Below are 15,199 nucleotides of genomic sequence, written 5' to 3'. Positions count from 1 at the left end.
GGCGAGCGGTCCGCGAACGGAAGACCTTACGCGACAGGACAGCCAAGCGACGAGGCGGCTGGCGCGGGGGACGCTACGGAGAACGAACCTTCTTCGCGTCTTCGCGCCTTCGCGTGAATCAAACCTTCTTACGCCTCGGCCACCCGTCGAACCGGCGCCCCGGCCAGCACCGCCAGCCCCCAGATCGCAAACCCGCCCAGCGCCAGCGCCGCCCCGACCACCCCGGTCGACGTCCAGCCATAGCCCGCAGCGATCGCCAGTCCGCCAGCCCATGGCCCGATCGCATTGGCGGTGTTGAACGCCGAATGGTTGAGCGATGCGGCAAGGCTCTGGCCGTTCTCGGCAATGTCCATCAACCGCGTCTGCAGCACCGTGCCAAGCGCCCCGCCAATGCCGATCAGGAACACAATCGCCAGCATCGACCACAACTGCCCCGCCGCCAGCGGATAGAGTGCCAGCGTCGCGGCGCTCCACAGCAGCAACCCGCCTGCGGTCGGCATCAGTGCGCGATCCGCGAAGCGCGGCACGATCAGGTTGCCGATGGTCATGCCGATGCCGAACACCGCCAGCACCACCGGCACCATTGCCGGACCGGCCCCGGTCACTTCGATCAGGGTCGAGGCGAGATAGGTATAGACCGCGAACATGCCGCCAAAGCCGATCGCGCCGATGCCGAGCGTCAGCCACAATTGGCCCGAGCGCAGCACGCTCAGCTCCGCCATCGGGCTGGCCGAGCGGTCCGGCCGATCACGCGGCGCGACCCACGCGACCATCGCCATCGTCGCGGCGGCCAGCACCGCGACCACCCCAAAGCCCCAGCGCCATCCGATCGCCTGCCCCAGTGCGTTGGCCAACGGCACACCGACGATCGTCGCGGTCGTCAGCCCCAGCATGACCCGTCCGATCGCCTGCGCCCGTTTCTCCACCGGCACCAGCGAAGCAGCGACCAGCGCCGCGATCCCGAAATAGGCACCATGCGGCAATCCGCTGAAAAAACGCGCGACCAGCATCGCTTCATAGGTCGGCGCCAGCGCACTGGCGGCATTGGCGATCCCAAAACACGCCATCAACGCGATCAACACCGTCCGCCGCGCCATCCGCGCGGTCAGCACCGCCAGCAGCGGCGCACCGACCACCACGCCCAGGGCATAGGCGCTGATCACATGCCCCGCCGTCGGCTCGTCGATACCGAGGCCCGGCGCAAAGAACGGCACGAGGCTCATCGTCGCGAACTCGGTCGTCCCGATCGCGAACCCACCCAGCGCGAGTGCCAAGTGGACAAGGGCAGGGTTACGGGTCGGGGTCACAGGCACGCTCCTTGCTGCATCGCAGCATTTCAAGCGGGCCATATGGGAAGAGGTGGGACGAGTTCAACGATGAATAGCTATGCGTAACGCTCGATTCACCGCCTATTTCCGATCGGTTGCGTGCTGATATGCATCCATCGCGACATAGCGCCGTCCGGGTACCACGGGAACCTCAAACGCATCGAGCCAAAGCATCCGGCCATTTTTAAATCCAGCCGTCATGGTGAGTTCTGGAGTGTTCACGAAGTGGATACAAGTTGCCAAGGATGTCTTCGCGTCCGGATTGCAGATGAAGGAGAACTGTATCCATGACGGCCGTTCTCCGATCGGGAACGGACCACGGCAATTGCTGGCTATGGACTGAAGTATCTGGGGGCTGAGGGGTACGACTTTGCGTTCGCCCTCATCGTGCGATAACTCGGCCGCTGCCTTCGGAGCCAGTAGCGCGAAAAATTCGTCGGTGTTGCCTAATCGGGCGGCTCTGACGGCTGTGCTGATTTTCTTGAATAAAGGAGTTTTTCCGTAAGATTCTGCACCGCGATTGAGCATGGATGCCCCGAGGATGGGTCGATCGTCGTTGCTCGGGTCGCTCTGTCCATTGGCTGGGCCCAGTGCCATCGCTCCTGCGACAAACATTACAGTGAAACCTATCGACCGGATTACAATGCTCCGCATATTAATATCTCCCCCGAAACTGTGGGGAAAATAGTATCACGCTATCACTACTACCGGAAGTCACATGGAAGTTGGCATGACTTCGTAGTCGAGATCGGAACAGCCCGCGATTTCGCGTCATTTCACCCGATCGGATCGCTCGGCTCATTCCGGCATCCGGGCGTCGCAATCATGCCTGCTCTCGACAGGTTCGTGCCACTCCCGCCGCCCTCCATCACCTTCACCCGCCGGGCGACTTCCATCGCGACCTTCTGTTCGATCTCGGCCCGCTCCTCGGGCGGCAGTGCCTCGACCGCTTCCTCGGTCAGGTTCATGCTCTTCAGCACGTCGCGCCGGACGCGCTCCGCCGGGGTCATCGACATTTTCTTCTTGAACGCGGCAAGCGCTGCGTCCAGCCGATCGGTGTCGGCATTCACGGCGGTCGTCTGCTCGCTCTCGCGTACCGGGGCAGGGTGGCTGATGGTGAAAGAGGGAGCGGTCAGCATGTCGAACGTCGCGGCGAAGCTGGCTATGCCGCTCGCCGCCGTACCCAACCGCGCCGCGGGTGTCGTCATCCGATCCAGTCCGATGGCGTTGATCATGGTCGGCGTCCCATCCTTGCGTCGCCGTAATGGTCGCACAGGATGGTTAACGAACCGCTTTCCTACAATCCCCGTATCGTGCGATGCCGACTGAGGCTCTGTCTCACCGTCGATCCACCGCCGCGCCGCATACGCTCCCGTGACGCGCGAAACGCCCATTAGTGTGAACTTAGTGAACTTTGGCCGTCCGACGTCACACAAACCGGGCCATGCGCTTTGTCAGCAACGCCATTAGTGCCGGGTCCATGCACGCATAATCGTCGGGAATATCAAGGCAGATGACCCGCTTGCCGTTCAGATGCCGACGAAAGCGCCGCTGAACCCGCGTCCGATGCGCGCGTTCCATGACGAAGATCGTGTCGGCCCATTCGATCAGTTCGCTTGTTAACGGATTGTCGGCGTCGGGACTGGTGCCGGCCGACGCGGTTTCAGTGTCGGGCAGGTCGCCGAACATCGCCTCGGTGGTCGGGCTGCGCAGCCGGTTGCGGCTGCACACGAACAGCCAGTTTCTCACCCCCGGTACAAAGCGTCCAGCCGTTCGCCATAGACTTCCTTGAGCACATGCCGCCGGATCTTCAAACTCGGCGTCAGCTGCTGGTTCTCGATCGCGAAGGGTTCGTCGGCGATGATGAAGCGGCGGATGCGTTCGGTGACCGACAAATCCTTGTTCACCCGCTCGACCGCCGCGCCCAGTGCGGCGCGATAGTCGCTGTCTTCGCGCAGCCGGGCGAAGTCGCACCGCGCGCCGCCCTTCGCACAGAATTTCTGGGTCCATTCGGCATCGGGCACGATGACCGCGACCATGTACGGCCGCCGGTCGCCCGCGATCATCGCCTGCGCGATCTCGTCCTGCAGCGTCAGCATCCCCTCGACCTTTTGCGGGGCGACATTGTCGCCCTTGTCGTTGACGATGATGTCCTTCTTGCGATCGGTGATGCGGATGCGGCCTTTCGCGTCGATCTCGCCGATGTCGCCGGTATGGAGCCAGCCGTCCTTGAGCACCCGCGCGGTCTCGACCTCGTTGCGCCAATAGCCGTGCATGACCAGTTCGCCGCGGACCAGGATTTCGCCGTCCTCGGCAATGCGGACCTCGGTTTCGGCGAGCGGCGGGCCGACCGTGTCCATCTTGATCCCCGCCGCCGGGCGGTTGCACGAAATGACTGGTGCAGCCTCGGTCTGGCCATAACCTTGCAGGAAGGTAAGGCCGAGCGACTGAAAGAACCCGCCGACTTCGGGGTTGAGCGGCGCGCCACCGGACACCATTGCCTTCAACCGGCCGCCGAAGCGCTTGCCGACCTTGGGTTTCAACAGCGTATCGACCAGCAGCTTGGTCGGGCGGTCGAGCAGCGACGGGCCGTTTTCCTTGCCGCCGATCGCGACGGCGCGGTCGAGCAGCCATGACGACACGCGGCCCTGTTTCTGCACGGTCTTGGTGATCCGCGTGCGCAGCACCTCGAACAGGCGGGGGACGACGACCATGATCGTCGGGCGCACTTCCTCGATATTGCTCGCCAGTTTGTCGAGGCCCTCGCTATAATAAATCTGCCCGCCCAGCCCGATCGGGAAATGCTGTCCGCCGGTATGTTCGTATGCGTGGCTCAAGGGCAGGAACGACAGGAAAACTTCGTCGTCCCAGCCGAAATCTTCCGAAATCACGGTGCAGCAGCCATTGACGTTGTGCAGGATCGCGCCGTGATGCTGCATGACGCCGCGCGGGGAACCGCCGGTGCCCGACGTGTAGATGATGCAGGCAAGGTCCTCGCGCTGAAAATCCGCCGCCGCCGCGATCATCGCCGGGTCGGCGGGATGCTGCGCGATCAGGTCGCGCCAGTCGTGGAATTCGAGGCTGCCCTGCTGCGCGGTCCGCATCGGTTCGATCATGATGATCTTTTCCGACGAATGGGTGGCGCGGAGAGCTGCGGGCAGTACGGTACGCGCCAGCTTCTCGGTCGACACGATGATCGCGCAGGCGCCCGAATTCTCGATGATATGGCCGTGATCGCGTACGGTGTTGGTGACATAGGTCGGCACCGTCACGCAGCCTGCCGCCATGATCGCTAGGTCGGAAATGCACCATTCGGGACGGTTCTCACTGACCAGCATCACCCGGTCGCCGCGTTTCAGGCCGATGGCGTTCAGCGCGGTGGCGAGGCTGGCGACCTGCCGCGCCGCCTCCGCCCAGCTGGTCGACACCCATCGGCCACCGGTCTTGGCCCAGAGGAACGGCGCATCGCCGCGTTCGGCGGCGCGCGTAAAGAACATCGCGACCAGATTAGGGAATCGTTCCAGTTGCCGGGCCATTTCGTATCCTTCTCCTGTCCCGGGTGTAGGCCAGGCAGAACCGTAACGGCAACGCCCGAGAGCGGGTGACGGGGGCGACGCGCTTGGGTAGGAAGGACGGCATGAAGATGTTCGCCACCACCATCGCCGCGCTCGCCACCGTTACGCTGGGGGGCTGCAACGTCCTGTCATTCGGCAAGAACGACGTCGCCACCACCGCCGCACCGCCGGCGCAGGCGTCGCCTTCGGCACCGACCGCCGCGGGGCAGGCGCAGAAGTTCGTCGTCTCGGCCAATCCGATCGCCAGCGACGCGGGGATGGCGGTACTGCGCCGCGGCGGCAGCGCCGTCGACGCGGCGATCGCCATGCAGGCGATGCTGTCGCTGGTCGAACCGCAAAGCTCTGGCCTCGGCGGCGGCGCGTTCCTGACCTATTTCAATGCGAAGACCGGCAAGGTCGAAATCTATGACGGGCGCGAAGTGGCGCCTGCCGGTGCCACGCCGACGATGCTGCTGGGCAGCGACGGCCAGCCGCTGCCGTTTGGCCAGGCGGTACTGAGCGGGCGCGCGACCGGCGTGCCGGGTGCCGTCCGGATGCTGGGGCAGGCGCATGCCGATCACGGTACGCTCGCCTGGGACCAGCTGTTCGACGATGCCGAGCAGGTCGCGCGCAAGGGCTTCGTCATCTCGCCCCGGCTCGGCCGGTTCCTCGGTGGCCAGTCGCCGCAGCTGCAGGCGGAGGATGTCCGCCGCTATTTCAAGGGCAAGGGCGGCGCGCTCGCCACCACCGGCGACCGGATCAAGAACGGCGACTATGCCGATTTCCTCCGTCGCCTCGCCAAACAGGGGCCGGACGCGCTCTACACCGGCAAGACGGCGCAGCGGATCGTTGCGCGGACGACCGGTGGCGACCTGCCGGGCACGATGACGCTCGCCGACCTGTCCGCCTATCGCGCGGTCAAGCGTGCGCCGCTGTGTGGCAACTGGCGCGCCTATATCGTCTGCACCCCGCCGCCGCCGTCGAGCGGGGTCGGGCTGCTCGAGCTGCTCGCGATCCTCGGGCGGACCGACATCGACAAGCGGGGGCCGAACGATCCGCAGAGCTGGTACCTGTTCGCCGAGGCCAGCCGGCTGATGTACGCCGATCGCGACCTGTATGTCGGCGATCCTAAGTTCGTGAACGTGCCGGTCGCAGGACTCCTGGCGCCGGCCTATATCGCCGAACGCGCAAAGCTGATCGGCCCGTTCGCCGCGGCGGCGCCCGCGGCCGGGATGCCGGCGGGCTTGGTCACGGCGGCGGCGGATACGACGCGCGAACCGGCGGGGACGTCGCACTTCATCGTGGGCGACTCGGCGGGCAACGTCGTGTCGATGACGACGACGGTCGAGAGCTTCTTCGGCACCGGGCGGATGGTCGACGGCTTCTTCCTCAACAACCAGATGACCGATTTCGCCTTCTCGCCGCGCGATGCGCAGGGCCGGACGGCGGCCAATGCGGTGGCGCCGGGCAAGCGGCCGCGGTCGTCGATGACGCCGCTGATCATGATCGACCGGCAGGGCAAGTTCGCCGGCGCGCTGGGATCGGCCGGCGGCAATGCGATCCTCGCCTATGTCGGCAAGTCGCTGATCGGCGCGGTCGAATGGAAGCTGCCGATGCAACAGGCGCTGGCGCTGCCCAACCTCGTCGCCCGCGGCAATAGCTTTCAGGGCGAAGTGACGAAGTTCTCGCCGCAAATCCTCAGCGCGCTGGCGGCGCGCGGTGTGCGGTTGCAGCCGGGGCAGGGCGAAGATTCGGGGCTCCACGGGGTGATCATCCGCGACGGCAAGGTCGATGGCGGGTTCGATCCGCGGCGCGAGGGCAAGGTGATCGTGGAGTAACGTCACCCGCGCAGGCCGGGGTGACGAATATGCGTAGAGGCTTACTTTCCCCGCCGCACCTTCGCGAAATGCTCCGCCCGCTCCAGCAGCAGTGCCAAATCTTCCCGCGCGATATCGAAAGCGTCCGGTGTCTCGGCCAGTGCCGCGTCGATATCCTCCAGCCGGACCCCGCCCGGCTCCACCGCCGCCTGAATCGTGACCGGCGACGCCGGCTGGTGCGGATAGCTGAGTGCGGTCATCCGGTGGTAGAACATGCCGATCGCCACCAGTGCGATCGAATTGATCCCGACCGGTGCGAAGGCAAAGGCATAGCCCGCGTCATGGATGCCGGCGCCGCCGATCACCGCGGTCAACGCCGCCGCGCCGCCGGGCGGATGCAGGCAGCGCGCAAGTGACATGACGAGAATGGCGAGACCCACTGCCACCCCGGCGGCGGCGGTTACGTTCGGGATCGCCCGGAACATCGCGACGCCGACCAGCGTCGACAGGATGTTGCCGCCGACCACCGGCCATGGTTGCGCCAGGGGACTGGCCGGCACCGCGAACACCAGCACCGCCGATGCGCCCAGGGGTGCGACGATGATCGGCAGGTCGCTGCCATAGGACGGGAATTGCCCGCAGACGAGGATGGTCAGCGCGATGCCGATGCCCGCGCCGATGCACGCCACGACCCGCCGCCCGAATCCGGCATTGGCGAGCAGCGGTTGGAACCAGTCGGTCACAGCCCCGCGACGATCCGCCGCGCCAGCCCAGGCCCCTCATAGACCATCGCGCTGTAGAGCTGGACGAGGCTGGCCCCGGCATCGAGCCGCCGCTGCGCCTCGTCCGCCGACCCGATTCCGCCGGCCGAAATGAGGGGGAGCGCGTCGCAGGCGATCGCGCGCGCCTCGACCAGCTTGGCGAGCGCGAGGGGGGCGAGGGGCGCACCGGACAACCCGCCGGTTTCCTTCGCATGCGCCGACCGCAGCGTGGGCGGCCGCGAGATGGTGGTGTTCGACACGATCAGCGCATCGATCCCGCCGTCGACCGCCGCGCGGATCGCGACCTCCATTCCCTCGCGCGACAGATCGGGCGCGACCTTCAGGAACAGCGGCACGCGCTTTGCGCCGACATAGCGGGCGGCGTCGCTGGCGGCGATCAACTGTCCCAGTTCGGGCTGCGATTGCAGGTCGCGCAGGCCCGGTGTGTTCGGGCTGGAAATGTTGATCGTGACATAGTCGGCCAGCGGCGCGGCTTTGGCGACGGCCGTGCCGTAATCGGCGATGCGGTCGGTCGAATCCTTGTTGGCGCCAACGTTGATGCCGATGATGCCGGGACGGGGGGTGAGCGCAGCAACCCGCGTCAGCGCTGCGTCGATCCCGCCATTGTTGAAGCCGAGCCGGTTCACCACGCCCCTGTCCTCGGGCAGGCGGAAGATGCGCGGTTTCGGGTTGCCGGGCTGTGGTTTGGGGGTCAGCGTGCCGACCTCGACGAACCCGAACCCCAACCCCAGGAAGCCGGCGACCGCGCGCGCATCCTTGTCGACACCCGCCGCCAGCCCGACCGGGTTGGGAAAGCGGATGCCGGCAACCGTCACCGCGTGGCGGTCGTCGGTCTTCGGCGCAAGCGGAGCGCCGGCCTTTCCCCACGCCTCCAGCATGGCGATCGTCAGCGAATGCGCGCGTTCGGCGTCGAGAGCGAAAAGGAGCGGGTGATACCAGGCCATGTCGGGCGCTTTACCGGCCACCGGCGGCGGAAGGAAGATTCGGTTTCACGCGAAGGCACGAAGGCACGAAGAAGAGTGGTTCGCGCGGAGGCGCGGAGACGCGGAGGAGGTGCGTTTGTGGATTGGTCCGCCGCGCCAGCGGCCTTCATGTTGCTGGCTGCCGGAAGAGCTAAGGTCTCGCTGACGCGAGACGAGGCCGCAGATGCAACCCTCCGCGTCTCCGCGCCTCCGCGCGAACCCCTACCGGCTTCTTCTCTTCGTGCCTTCGCGCCTTCGCGTGAAACCAAATCCTCCTCCGCCCCAACAATCGATCACAACGATCGAAACAAACCCGGTTGACCTCAAGCCCCTGCACGACCACATGCCAATCCGACCGGAATGATCCGATTAAGGAAATAATGCGCCTTTCCAGCCTTGCCGACTATGCCGTCGTCCTGCTCGCCGCCACCGCGCGGCGGGGTGGGGAGGCGCGTGTGACGGCGACGATGCTGGCGGAGGAAACCGGCCTGCCGCTGCCGACCGTGCAGAAGCTGGTTAGCCGCCTGTCCGCCGCCGCGCTGATCGAGACGGGACGCGGCACCGGCGGTGGCTTCCGCCTCGCCCGCGCACCGCAGGCGATCGATCTCGCCCAGATCATCGAGGCGATCGAGGGGCCGATCGCGCTCACCACCTGCGTCGATGCCGCGCGCCACGACTGCGCGGTGGAGACGAACTGCATGATCCGCCCCCATGCCGGCACGGTCAACGCCGTGGTCCGGGGGGCGCTTGCGGGCGTGACGCTCGCCCAACTCGCGAACACCGGGGCGATGCCCCAAGAGGTAGTGTGATGGCCACCAAGAATGCCGAGGCGCTCGCCGCCGCGAACAAGAAGTACGAGTGGGGTTTCTCCTCGGACATCGAACAGGACTTCGCGCCCAAGGGGTTGAGCGAGGACACCGTCCGCTACATCAGCGCCAAGAAAAACGAGCCGGAATGGATGCTCGACTGGCGGCTGAAGGCGTTCCGCCTGTGGCAGACGATGGAAGCGCCCGACTGGTCGAAGCTGAACATCGATCCGATCGATTATCAGGACGCCTATTATTACGCCGAACCCAAGGCCAAGCCGAAGCTCGGCTCGCTGGACGAGGTCGATCCCGAAATCCTACGCGTCTATGAGAAGCTCGGCATCCCGATCGAGGAGCAGAAGGTCCTTGCCGGCGTCGAGGGCAGCCGCAAGGTCGCGGTCGACGCGGTGTTCGACAGCGTGTCGGTGGCGACGACGTTTCGCAAGGAACTGGAAGCCGCCGGCGTCATCTTCCGCTCGATCAGCGAAGCGATCCGCGAATATCCCGATCTGGTCCGCAAATGGCTGGGCAAGGTCGTGCCGCAGCGGGATAATTTCTTCGCGACGCTGAATTGCGCGGTCTTTTCGGACGGCACCTTCGTCTACATTCCGGAGGGTGTGCGCTGCCCGATGGAATTGTCGACCTATTTCCGGATCAACGCCGAGAATACCGGCCAGTTCGAACGCACGCTGATCGTCGCCGACAAGGGCAGCTATGTCAGCTACCTCGAAGGCTGCACTGCGCCGATGCGCGACGAGAATCAGCTGCACGCGGCGGTCGTCGAACTGGTCGCGCTCGACGATGCCGAGATCAAGTACAGCACCGTCCAGAACTGGTATCCCGGCGACGAGAACGGGAAGGGTGGCATCTACAACTTCGTGACCAAGCGCGCGCTGTGTCAGGGCAAGAACTCCAAGGTGTCGTGGACCCAGGTCGAGACCGGTTCGGCGATCACCTGGAAATACCCGTCCTGCGTGCTGGCGGGTGAGAATAGCGTCGGCGAATTCTACTCGGTCGCGGTCACCAACAACCGCCAGCAGGCCGATACCGGCACCAAGATGATCCATTTGGGCAAGAGGTCGCGTTCGACCATCGTGTCGAAGGGGATCAGTGCCGGCCGCAGCGACAATACCTATCGCGGGCTGGTGCGCGTCGGTCCTTCGGCGGAAGGCGTGCGCAACTTCACCCAGTGCGACAGCCTGCTGCTCGGCGACCAGTGCGGGGCGCACACCGTGCCCTATATCGAGGTCAAGAACCCCTCGGCACAGATCGAGCATGAGGCGACGACGAGCAAGATTTCCGAGGACCAGATGTTCTACGCGATGCAGCGCGGCCTGGATTCGGAGGCGGCGGTCGCGCTGATCGTCAACGGCTTTGCGCGCGAAGTGCTGCAACAGCTGCCGATGGAATTCGCGGTCGAGGCGCAGAAGCTGCTCGGCATCAGCCTTGAAGGGTCGGTGGGGTGATCGCATTCGCCGCTGCCTTGGTGATGCAGACGCCCGCGCCGGTCGCGACGCCCGAGGACGAGATCGTCGTGCTCGGGCGCAAGCTGCGTAGTGCGAAATTCCACTACGCCCTGCGCAAGACGACGCTGCGGAGCTGTCGGGCAACGACCAAGGGTGTCGATCCGGTAATCCAGACGGCAGGGTGCGAGGCGATCGGCTGGTGCGCCGGGCAGCAGCGCGCGGCAAAGGACGAAATCGGTGCCTGTATCGCCGAGCGGCGGCCCGCAATCCTCGACCGGATCGCAGAACTGAGGGTGGCACGATGATCGCGTTGTTGCTGGCGCTACAGGCGGTCGCGCCGACCGCGCCGTATGCCGACTGTCTGTCGGAGCGGATCAACGCCGATGCGCGCATGGAAAAGCCGCCAGCCGAAGCCGCAGCGCGGGTCGCGATCTTCGACGACGCGGCCAAGGCCTGCGCGCCGGTGCGGGCGAAAGTGGCGAAGGCCCATGCGCCCATGCTGGACAAGATCGATGCGTCAATGAAGGCGGTGCTGACCAACCCGCAAGCCGCCGAGGCCGAGTTTGGCACCGAACCGGTCGCGGGCGAGACGCCGTAACACGAGATTTGCGACTGCTGTCGCACGAACAGGACGGAACATGTTGAACATCGAAAACCTCCACGCCGAAATCGACGGCAAGGAAATCCTCAAAGGTCTGTCGCTCAGCGTGAACGCCGGCGAGGTCCATGCGATCATGGGGCCGAACGGGGCGGGCAAGTCGACGCTCGGCTATGTGCTGGGCGGCCGGCCCGGTTACGAAGTAACCCAAGGGTCAGTGACCTTCGCCGGCGAGGACCTGCTGGAGATGGATGCCGATGCCCGCGCCGCCGCCGGTCTGTTCCTCGGCTTCCAGTATCCCGTCGAGATTCCGGGCGTGTCGAACGTCCAGTTCCTGCGTGAAAGCCTGAACAGCCAGCGCCGCGCCCGCGACGAAAAGCCGCTGTCGGGCGCCGAGTTCCTGAAGCTCGCGCGTGCGCAGGCCGATGGCCTCGGCATGGACATGGATATGCTGAAGCGGCCGGTGAATGTCGGTTTTTCGGGCGGCGAGAAGAAGCGCAACGAGATGGTGCAGATGGGCATCCTCGACCCGAAGCTCGCGATCCTCGACGAAACCGACAGCGGCCTCGATATCGACGCGCTGCGCGTCGTCGGCGACGGCATCAACCGCATCATGCGGCGGCCGGACAAGGGCGTGATCCTGATCACCCACTATCAGCGCCTGCTCGATTATGTGCAGCCGGACTTCGTGCACGTCCTTGCCGATGGCCGCATCGTGCGCTCGGGCGGCAAGGAACTGGCGCACGAACTGGAGCGCGAAGGCTATGGAGCGGTGGCGGCGTAATGGCGACGCTTCCCACCAACGCGCAGGAGGCATGGCGCTGGACCGACCTCGCCGCGCTGACCAGCGCCGCGGCGTCGCCGCGCGGTGACGCCCCCGCCGCCGAAAGCTATTGGCTCGGCATTCCCGGTCCGCGGATCGTGTTTGTCGACGGCGTGTATGCGCTCGAGCACAGCACCCCCGGCCATGTCGCGCTTTCGCCGCTGACGCTCGACACCGCCCATCCGCTCGGCGCACAGGCATCGGGCGCGGCGGGCTGGTCGATCGACCTGTCGGCGGCCGAGATCGTCGATCCGGTCCAGATCGTCCACCTCGCCACCGGCGCCGAAAGCCATCTCCCCGCGCGGTTGACGCTGGACGAGGATGCGGTGGCGCAGGTCGTCGAAACCTATGTTGGCACCGGCTGGACCAACCGCCTGACCCAGATCGACCTCGAGCGCGGCGCGCGGCTGATGCGCAGCGTCCGCCTGCTCCAGTCGGACGGCTTCGTGTCGATCCGCGACGAAGCGGTGGTCGGCGAAGCGGCGAGCCTCATCACCCAGTTCCTCGGCGCGGGCGGCATGGGCAGCCGCATCGACGCGATGCTGACGCTCGACGGCGACAGCGCGTTCGTCGATTATGGCGGTGCGCTGCTGACCCGCGAGCAGCAGCGGCAGGAATGCGCCGTCGCCGTCCGCCACGCCGCGCTGAACGGCTCCAGCCGCCAGACGTGGCGCGCGGTCGCCGCTGACCGCAGCCAGGCTAGCCTCGCCGCCCGGGTCGAAGTCGCACGCGGTGCGCAGAAGACCGACGGCGAACAGTCGCTGCGCGGGTTGCTGTTGCAGCGCACGGCTACGGTCAACCTGAAGCCCGAACTCGAAATCTTCGCCGACGACGTGAAGTGCGCACACGGTGCGACGGTCGGCGAGCTCGACGCCCGTGCGCTATTCTATCTGCGCAGCCGCGGTGTCAGCGAAGCACGGGCCAAGGCATTGCTGACCAAGGCATTCGTTTCCGACGCCCTCGACCGGATCGGCGACGACACGGTGCGCGAAGCGTTCGCCGCCGATGCCGATACCTGGCTGGAAGCATCCCTTTGAGCGAAACTACCCCCCTCGACCGCGTCAGCGACTTTCCGGCGATCCCCGCCGGCTGGGCGTATCTCGACACCGCCGCGACCGCGCAAAAGCCGCAGGTGGTGATCGACGCGATCACCCGCGCGTACGACACGACCTATGCCACCGTGCATCGCGGCGTATACCAGCGTTCGGCCGACATGACGCTCGCCTATGAGGCTGCGCGCCGCCGCGTGGCATCGTTCATCGGCGCGGCGGCTCCGGAAGAATGCGTGTTCGTCCGCGGCGCGACCGAGGGGATCAACCTCGTCGCACAGGGCTGGGCCGATCGCCACCTTAAGGCCGGCGATCGCATACTGCTGTCGATGCTAGAGCATCATTCGAATATCGTGCCGTGGCAGCTGGTGGCCGAGCGGATCGGGGCGGCGATCGACGTCGTGCCCCTCACGCAGGACGGGCGGATCGATCTCGACGCGATGGCGGCAATGATCCGGCCCGAACACAAGCTGGTCGCGCTGGCGCATGTATCGAACGTGCTCGGCTCGATGCTCGACGCTCGCCGCGCCGCCGATATCGCCCATTCGGTGGGTGCGAAGCTGCTACTCGACGGGTGCCAGGCGGTGCCGCGCGTGCGCGTCGACGTCGCGGCGCTCGATTGCGACTTCTACGTCTTTTCCGGGCACAAGCTTTACGGCCCGACCGGTATCGGCGTGCTGTGGGGGCGCCCCGAACTGCTCAACGAGATGCAACCGGTGCAGGGCGGCGGCGCGATGATCGATCGCGTCACATTCGAACGCACCACCTATGCCCCGCCGCCCGCCCGGTTTGAGGCAGGGACGCCGCATATCGTCGGTGCGCTCGGGCTGCACGCCGCGGTCGACTATGTCGAGGGGATCGGGCTGGACGCGATCCATGCTCATGAAACCGCATTGGTCACCGCCACCCGCGAGGCGCTCGGCCGGATCAATTCGGTACGGCTGCTGGGGCCGGACGATGCCGCCGGAATCGTCAGTTTCGTGGTGGAGGGGGTGCATCCGCACGATGTCGGCACCATCTTGGACGAGGAACGCGTCGCGATCCGTGCCGGCCATCACTGCGCGCAGCCGCTGATGGACGTGCTGGACGTCCCCGCCACCGCGCGGGCGAGCTTTGGCGTGTATAACGGACGGGCCGATGTCGACGCGCTGGTGCGCGGACTGGAACGGGTAAGCAGGATTTTCGGATGAGTAACGAACATCACATCGAGGTCGAGGAAGTGACGGCGGTCCCGTCGCCGCCCCGTGCCCGCGTGACCGATGCGGACGAACCGCGCCGTCGCGACTATCTGGGCGACTTCCTTGCGAAGAAGCCCGAGCCGGTCTCGACCGGTGAACCCGGCGGCGACATTTATGAAGCGGTCGTCCAGTCGCTCAAGGAAATCTTCGACCCCGAAATTCCGGTCAATATATACGATCTCGGGCTGATCTACGGCGTCGACGTCGCCGACAACGGCCATGTCGCGGTGACCATGACGCTGACCACGCCGCATTGTCCGGTCGCGGAATCGATGCCTGCGGAGGTTGAACTGCGCGTCTCGGCGGTGCCGGGCGTCGCGACCGCCGACGTCAACCTCGTCTGGGACCCGCCATGGGACCCGCAGAAGATGTCCGACGACGCCAAGCTCGAACTGGGAATGCTGTAATGGCCACGCGCGTCCGCCCCGCCGCGATCAACCTGACCGCCAACGCCGAACGCCGTGTCGCCGACCTGATGGCGAAGGCGCCGGCAGATGCGATCGGCGTCAAGCTGTCGACTCCGCGGCGCGGTTGTTCGGGTCTTGCCTATTCGGTCGACTACGTCACCACCGCCAACGCGATGGACGAACGGATCGAAACGCCGGGCGGGACCTTCTTCGTCGATGGCGGATCGATCCTCTACCTGATCGGTTCGACGATGGACTGGGTCGAGGACGATTTCACCGCGGGCTTCGTCTTCGCCAATCCGAATGCCAAGGGCGCGTGCGGGTGCGGGGAAAGCTTCACGGTCTGATCGTCCCCTGAAGGGGTAGGGT

17 protein-coding genes are annotated in these 15,199 nt (G+C 65.9%); 10 read left to right on the top strand and 7 right to left on the bottom strand.

Annotated elements, in window-relative coordinates; translation table 11 throughout:
• Window positions 1–128 precede the first annotated feature (128 nt).
• From MF610_RS08720 to MF610_RS08700, 5 genes are all read right to left on the bottom strand, one after another.
• The gene (locus tag MF610_RS08720; RefSeq protein WP_380870929.1) at window positions 129–1,349 is read right to left on the bottom strand and encodes an MFS transporter; all 1,221 of its coding nucleotides are present in this window, start codon (window positions 1,347–1,349) and stop codon (window positions 129–131) included.
• 60 nt (window positions 1,350–1,409) lie between these two features.
• Window positions 1,410–1,943: a hypothetical protein gene (locus tag MF610_RS08715; protein ID WP_242194948.1), complete on the bottom strand. Its 534-nt coding sequence runs from the start codon at window positions 1,941–1,943 to the stop codon at window positions 1,410–1,412.
• Window positions 1,944–2,104: 161 nt separating this feature from the next.
• Window positions 2,105–2,536, bottom strand: a complete 432-nt coding sequence (locus MF610_RS08710; protein ID WP_242194945.1) for a hypothetical protein — start codon at window positions 2,534–2,536, stop codon at window positions 2,105–2,107.
• A 220-nt stretch (window positions 2,537–2,756) separates the two neighbouring features.
• A complete protein-coding gene (locus MF610_RS08705; RefSeq protein WP_242194942.1) occupies window positions 2,757–3,077 on the bottom strand; it encodes a low molecular weight protein tyrosine phosphatase family protein in 321 nt (106 codons plus the stop codon).
• Window positions 3,074–4,864 carry an AMP-dependent synthetase/ligase gene (locus tag MF610_RS08700; RefSeq protein ID WP_242194938.1) on the bottom strand — a complete coding sequence of 597 codons (1,791 nt, stop codon included), beginning with the start codon at window positions 4,862–4,864 and terminating at the stop codon, window positions 3,074–3,076. The genes MF610_RS08705 and MF610_RS08700 overlap by 4 nt, the downstream gene beginning before the upstream one ends.
• Before the next feature lie 101 nt (window positions 4,865–4,965).
• Here MF610_RS08700 and ggt point away from each other — a divergent pair, with 101 nt between their 5' ends.
• The gene (gene ggt, locus MF610_RS08695) at window positions 4,966–6,720 is read left to right on the top strand and encodes a gamma-glutamyltransferase (RefSeq protein ID WP_242194935.1); all 1,755 of its coding nucleotides are present in this window, start codon (window positions 4,966–4,968) and stop codon (window positions 6,718–6,720) included.
• Between the two features lie 41 nt (window positions 6,721–6,761).
• On the opposite strand, the gene MF610_RS08690 is transcribed toward ggt, so the two are convergent.
• Both MF610_RS08690 and MF610_RS08685 read right to left on the bottom strand, forming a co-directional pair.
• Window positions 6,762–7,442, bottom strand: a complete 681-nt coding sequence (locus tag MF610_RS08690; protein ID WP_242194932.1) for an HPP family protein — start codon at window positions 7,440–7,442, stop codon at window positions 6,762–6,764.
• Entirely contained in the window at window positions 7,439–8,425 is a 987-nt protein-coding gene (locus MF610_RS08685) for a quinone-dependent dihydroorotate dehydrogenase (protein ID WP_242194929.1), read from the bottom strand. Before MF610_RS08685 ends, MF610_RS08690 begins: the two co-directional genes overlap by 4 nt.
• A 398-nt stretch (window positions 8,426–8,823) precedes the next feature.
• On the opposite strand from MF610_RS08685, the gene MF610_RS08680 reads away from it, so the two are divergent.
• From MF610_RS08680 to MF610_RS08640, 9 genes are read left to right on the top strand one after another with little or no spacing between them, the layout of a single operon-like run.
• Window positions 8,824–9,252, top strand: a complete 429-nt coding sequence (locus MF610_RS08680) for an SUF system Fe-S cluster assembly regulator (RefSeq protein ID WP_242194925.1) — start codon at window positions 8,824–8,826, stop codon at window positions 9,250–9,252.
• The gene (gene sufB, locus MF610_RS08675; protein ID WP_242194923.1) at window positions 9,252–10,715 is read left to right on the top strand and encodes a Fe-S cluster assembly protein SufB; all 1,464 of its coding nucleotides are present in this window, start codon (window positions 9,252–9,254) and stop codon (window positions 10,713–10,715) included. The genes MF610_RS08680 and sufB overlap by 1 nt, the downstream gene beginning before the upstream one ends.
• Window positions 10,712–11,020 (top strand): hypothetical protein, encoded by a 309-nt coding sequence (locus MF610_RS08670; RefSeq protein WP_242194920.1) that lies wholly within the window; start codon window positions 10,712–10,714, stop codon window positions 11,018–11,020. Before sufB ends, MF610_RS08670 begins: the two co-directional genes overlap by 4 nt.
• Window positions 11,017–11,313 (top strand): hypothetical protein, encoded by a 297-nt coding sequence (locus MF610_RS08665; protein ID WP_242194918.1) that lies wholly within the window; start codon window positions 11,017–11,019, stop codon window positions 11,311–11,313. The genes MF610_RS08670 and MF610_RS08665 overlap by 4 nt, the downstream gene beginning before the upstream one ends.
• A 40-nt stretch (window positions 11,314–11,353) precedes the next feature.
• A complete protein-coding gene (sufC, locus tag MF610_RS08660) occupies window positions 11,354–12,097 on the top strand; it encodes a Fe-S cluster assembly ATPase SufC (protein ID WP_242194916.1) in 744 nt (247 codons plus the stop codon).
• The gene (locus MF610_RS08655) at window positions 12,097–13,173 is read left to right on the top strand and encodes a SufD family Fe-S cluster assembly protein (RefSeq protein ID WP_242194914.1); all 1,077 of its coding nucleotides are present in this window, start codon (window positions 12,097–12,099) and stop codon (window positions 13,171–13,173) included. Before sufC ends, MF610_RS08655 begins: the two co-directional genes overlap by 1 nt.
• Window positions 13,170–14,375 (top strand): cysteine desulfurase, encoded by a 1,206-nt coding sequence (locus MF610_RS08650; RefSeq protein ID WP_242194912.1) that lies wholly within the window; start codon window positions 13,170–13,172, stop codon window positions 14,373–14,375. Before MF610_RS08655 ends, MF610_RS08650 begins: the two co-directional genes overlap by 4 nt.
• Window positions 14,372–14,830 (top strand): SUF system Fe-S cluster assembly protein, encoded by a 459-nt coding sequence (locus tag MF610_RS08645; protein ID WP_242194911.1) that lies wholly within the window; start codon window positions 14,372–14,374, stop codon window positions 14,828–14,830. Before MF610_RS08650 ends, MF610_RS08645 begins: the two co-directional genes overlap by 4 nt.
• Window positions 14,830–15,177 carry a HesB/IscA family protein gene (locus tag MF610_RS08640; protein WP_055817866.1) on the top strand — a complete coding sequence of 116 codons (348 nt, stop codon included), beginning with the start codon at window positions 14,830–14,832 and terminating at the stop codon, window positions 15,175–15,177. Before MF610_RS08645 ends, MF610_RS08640 begins: the two co-directional genes overlap by 1 nt.
• Window positions 15,178–15,199: the final 22 nt, after the last annotated feature.

The sequence above is a fragment of the Sphingomonas hankookensis genome (genome assembly GCF_022664465.1).
GTDB classification, from domain to species: domain Bacteria; phylum Pseudomonadota; class Alphaproteobacteria; order Sphingomonadales; family Sphingomonadaceae; genus Sphingomonas; species Sphingomonas hankookensis.
Note: the sequence above shows the minus strand (reverse complement) of the source record. Positions and strands in the feature narration are given on the sequence as shown.

Coding starts and splice junctions, on each gene's coding strand:
- MF610_RS08720 (WP_380870929.1), bottom strand. CDS start 1,349: ATGGCCCGCTTGAAATGCTGCGATGCAGCAAGGAGCGTGCCTGTGACC.
- MF610_RS08715 (WP_242194948.1), bottom strand. CDS start 1,943: ATGTTTGTCGCAGGAGCGATGGCACTGGGCCCAGCCAATGGACAGAGC.
- MF610_RS08710 (WP_242194945.1), bottom strand. CDS start 2,536: ATGACGACACCCGCGGCGCGGTTGGGTACGGCGGCGAGCGGCATAGCC.
- MF610_RS08700 (WP_242194938.1), bottom strand. CDS start 4,864: ATGGCCCGGCAACTGGAACGATTCCCTAATCTGGTCGCGATGTTCTTT.
- ggt (WP_242194935.1), top strand. CDS start 4,966: ATGAAGATGTTCGCCACCACCATCGCCGCGCTCGCCACCGTTACGCTG.
- MF610_RS08685 (WP_242194929.1), bottom strand. CDS start 8,425: ATGGCCTGGTATCACCCGCTCCTTTTCGCTCTCGACGCCGAACGCGCG.
- MF610_RS08680 (WP_242194925.1), top strand. CDS start 8,824: ATGCGCCTTTCCAGCCTTGCCGACTATGCCGTCGTCCTGCTCGCCGCC.
- sufB (WP_242194923.1), top strand. CDS start 9,252: ATGGCCACCAAGAATGCCGAGGCGCTCGCCGCCGCGAACAAGAAGTAC.
- MF610_RS08665 (WP_242194918.1), top strand. CDS start 11,017: ATGATCGCGTTGTTGCTGGCGCTACAGGCGGTCGCGCCGACCGCGCCG.
- sufC (WP_242194916.1), top strand. CDS start 11,354: ATGTTGAACATCGAAAACCTCCACGCCGAAATCGACGGCAAGGAAATC.
- MF610_RS08655 (WP_242194914.1), top strand. CDS start 12,097: ATGGCGACGCTTCCCACCAACGCGCAGGAGGCATGGCGCTGGACCGAC.
- MF610_RS08645 (WP_242194911.1), top strand. CDS start 14,372: ATGAGTAACGAACATCACATCGAGGTCGAGGAAGTGACGGCGGTCCCG.
- MF610_RS08640 (WP_055817866.1), top strand. CDS start 14,830: ATGGCCACGCGCGTCCGCCCCGCCGCGATCAACCTGACCGCCAACGCC.